The following is a 3,861-nucleotide window of genomic DNA, read 5'->3' as shown; positions in this document are numbered from 1 at the left end:
AAGCCGGCGTTCGAACCAACCGCCGAAAGTGCGTTATCGACGAGCGACTGCCCCCAGTTGGCCAGCCAGGGAACCATACCCATCACCACAGCTGGAGCATGCCGGCTCGGACTGGCCTGGAACGCCTGTGCCCCTATGACCAACCCGATATAAAGCAGGATCGGTAACACCGCCACGAGGGGAATGACCGTAAGCAGCAGAGGCACAACGCCCAGGAGGCAGACGACCAGCACTCCCACGCCCGTGGCGACCGAGTACCCAATGCGAGCTCCCACGCTCTTCCACCCGGGGTGCCCGATATACACTGCCGTCGGGAACATGCTGCCGAGTAGACCACCGGTCAGAGACCCCAGACCGTCGACAAGCATGGCCTCGCGCGTGTTGTAATCGTCGCCTGCCGCGCAAGCACTCTCGACGTTATTCATCGTCTCGAAGAAGTTGTAGACGCCGAGCGGAATCGCAGTGGCCAGGTAAGGTGCAATCTCCCTCATACCGACAGCCAGCGCCGAAAACGCCGGAACCGGGAACGCCGGCCTGATACTGGCGACAGTCTGTGCAACCGCTTCGGGCCTCATGTAGCCGGTAGCCCACCCGAGGATAGTTCCAGCTATGATCGCGACCAGGCCGGCAGGGAGGTCTCCCGGAAAACGCTTGCGGGCAAACCAGCCCATAAGGATGACGGTCAGGCTGACCATCGCGATGTACGGCACTTCCCAACTCTGCATGGCCGGCCTCATAGCGATGTAGGTTAGAGACACCCCCGCCAGCGTTCCCAGCATTGCGGCTCGGGGGGTGTACTTGCGTACAGTGGGCCCAACTGCTGCTCCGAGCACCTCAACGACGGCCTCGATAAAGCACCACGCCACTCCCGCCCGCCACGCGACCAGTGGGTCGCCCGTCTTCCAGTAGATCGGCCCCACGATGAGAAAGACGACTATGAACATGTGAGGGACACTGACGCCATACGGGAGTGCAGTCACGTCGGTGCGGCCCTCACGACGCGCCAGCCGGCGCGCCATGAACGCGTAGTAGAGGTTGCCGACTGCCAGGGAAACACCCACAGCGGGGAGTACGCGCCCGTAAACGAGCCAGTCAGGCATCTTGAGCGTCATGCTCAACAGCCCCGCCAACACCATGATGTTCGTGAGGCTGTTCGTGAAGAGACCGAAGAAGCCATTCCAGTCTCCCCGCACCCACCACGGAACACTAACGGGTTTCATATTCCACCACCTTCTCACCTGAGTTCCCTACAGGCGATGCTCACAACCCCGCCAGTGCCTGCAAAGCCTCTTCAAAGCACTCCATAGGCGCCCGGGTCAGCCCGGCACCCACCTGCCCCATCCCCGCTTCCCTGTGAGCGATCCCCGTGTTGATGACCGGAGTGATCCCCGTTTCCACCACCTTTCTCACGTCTATCCCCGCAGGCGTTCCCACGAAGCCCAGCACGGGTATGGTGAACGTCTGGTTGCGCCCGAAGCAAATCTCCCCCATCTCGCGCGTCAGGGCCACGGCATCCTCCGGCGTCCCGCCCACGAACTGAACAATGGCCGGAGCCGCCGCCATCGCGAATCCCCCCAGACCCGCCGTCTCCGTTATGCTGCTGTCCCCCAGGTCGGGGTTGGCATCTTCCGCCGTGAACCCCACGAAGTAGAGCCCGTTTACACGGGGGGCGGCCGCAGTGAACCACCGATCCCCCGTGCCGCTAACACGAATGCCGAACCGGGTACCGTTCCGCGCCATGGCCGTCACGAGCGTGCAGTTCGGCATCCCGTGGGCTGCGTCCATGGTGGCCTTGCACGCAGCCATGGAGAGGTTCAAGAAGAAGTGGTCGTTCCGGCTCAGGAACTCCCCCACCTCAGCGACCACGGCACCACTGACACCCGCGTTACCGAAGTGCGGCAACAACCCCCGCACCAGCAGGGAAGTGGCCGCCGCGTTCCGGTTGTGGCACTCGTCTCCCATGTGCAACGCCCTGGCGATGATCTGTTTCAGGTCGATGCCCCCGCTGGCCCGGACCACGTCCCTCAAGGCAGGCGCCAACACGTCCCTCATCCACCGCAGGCGGCTGATGACCTCCTCGGAATACGCGCCGAAGCGCAGTACCCTGCCCAGGCCTTCGTTCAGAGTGGCGAATGCGCGGTTACCGTATGCCCGGTTCTCGACCACAACCACCGGCATGGAGGCGGACACGACCCCAGCCATGGGGCCAACCGCGCCGTGATGGTGGCACGGTGACAGCTGCACCTCTCCACTTTGGACCAGGCGCTCCGCCTCGGCGGGCGAACCAGCCAGGCCCTCGTACAGCAAAGCCCCTATGACGGCACCCCTGACCGGCCCGCACGCCTCCTCCCACCGGAGCGGGGGGCCGGCGTGGAGGACCACGTTCCGCCTCATCCCCGGAACAACTTCATCCGCCCTGGCCACGTCGATCCAAACGGGTTGGGAGCCGCAAATGCGCTCGAAGGCCTCTCTGTTCGCGGATTCCACCGCATCGAACCGCTCTTCCAACTCTGATAGGGCAGCGATCAGCTCCGGTTTGCCCCCGGCGGGAGGACGCCAGTCCACGTGTACGTGCTGCGCTCCGACTTCTCGCAGGGTATCAGCGAACTCCCTGAGTCCGATGTTGATTACTCTCAGTTCCCGGCGAAACAGATCCACCACTGGAGACATGGCAGCATCCTCCCGTCCTAACTGCGTGCCCGTGCCATGCTGGCTATCAGGCCCGCCAGGCGGGCCGCACGGGCATTGCTCGGCTGCAACACCACCCCCGCCGCACGCAGCACCGCCTCCTGCCTGTCCAGATCCTGCGGATCACCACGCGTTCCGCACACAGAGGCGACGACGCTGAGGTACCGCCCCTGGGAAGCAGCCAGCTCCTTCGCCCGGACCACACCTTCGGCGAGCACCGAGCCCGGGTCCGGGTGCGCCCCGTATCCCAGCACCACATCCAGCAAGACAACGGCCACCTCGGGGTCACTTGCCTCGCGCTCAAGCCTTTGCAGGCGCAACGCAGGATCGATCATGGGGTGGGGCCTTCCGCGCGTGAACTCGTCATCCCCCAAGTCCACGACCGTGTCCCCCGTGCTCACCCACGAATCGCGAAGCCGCCAGCCTGGTTCGAGGGGCGTGTTCGAATAAACGGGGCCAACCCTCTCCCGAAGGAGCAGCATAGCCTCATCGCAAAGCGTGCCTCCGGAATACAGGCCGCGCAGGAATTTCTGCCCGGGCGCCATCCGGTCGACCTCTTGCCGAGCAACCGAGGTTAGCTCGACCCCCGCATCACGTACCGCCTCGAACGCACTCTCTCCCCGATCGAGGGCCACAGCCATCACCGCGGCTTCCTCCAGGGTGTCTGCAGCGTACCCGCCCGCGCGCCGTATTGCCTCCCGGTTACCGCCGAGGAACACTACCACCACCGGCTTCTCACAATTGGCTACAGCAGCGAGCACTGCTTCGGCAGTTTCGGGAGCAGGCGGTTTGGCCACGAGCACGATCACACGCGTGCCTTCGTCTGCTTCCAGGGCGGCCAGGCCCTGAAGCATGGCGATGCCCCCGACTCGCGCCGAAACGTCCCGCCCGCCGGTACCGACCGCCTGCGATATCCCGGCCTCGAGGCGGTCGATCAGCACGGAAACCTGCTGAATGCCGGTGCCAGCCGCCCCTACGATGCCGATGGTGCCGCGTCTGACTGCATTTGCGAACCCCAAAGGAACGCCATTGATTATGGCCGTGCCACAGTCCGGTCCCATCAGGAGCAGGCCCTTTTCACGGGCGAGCAACTTAAGCCGCAACTCGTCCTCGATGCTGACGTTGTCGCTGAACAACATTACGTGGAATCCCCTGCGGAGCGCTTTGGCCGCC

At 64.4% G+C, this 3,861-nt stretch carries 3 protein-coding genes; all 3 read right to left on the bottom strand.

The genetic code is table 11. The features are described 5' to 3' along the window. The coding region (locus AB1609_17665) for a xanthine permease (GenBank protein ID MEW6048275.1) at positions 1-1,220 on the bottom strand (1,220 nt) is incomplete at its 3' end. Between the two features lie 40 nt (positions 1,221-1,260). Then, the gene (locus AB1609_17660; GenBank protein MEW6048274.1) at positions 1,261-2,670 is read right to left on the bottom strand and encodes a DUF1116 domain-containing protein; all 1,410 of its coding nucleotides are present in this window, start codon (positions 2,668-2,670) and stop codon (positions 1,261-1,263) included. 17 nt (positions 2,671-2,687) lie between these two features. Continuing rightward, positions 2,688-3,861, bottom strand: a 1,174-nt coding sequence (locus tag AB1609_17655) for an FdrA family protein (protein MEW6048273.1), incomplete at its 5' end; no start/stop codon positions are given.

The organism is Bacillota bacterium, from assembly GCA_040754675.1.
Taxonomy (GTDB): domain Bacteria; phylum Bacillota; class Limnochordia; order Limnochordales; family Geochordaceae; genus Geochorda.
This window is presented reverse-complemented; position numbering and strand designations above follow the sequence as displayed.

Bases quoted from the DNA above. Each gene is read 5' to 3' on its own strand.
- AB1609_17660 (MEW6048274.1), bottom strand. From the start codon at position 2,670: ATGTCTCCAGTGGTGGATCTGTTTCGCCGGGAACTGAGAGTAATCAAC.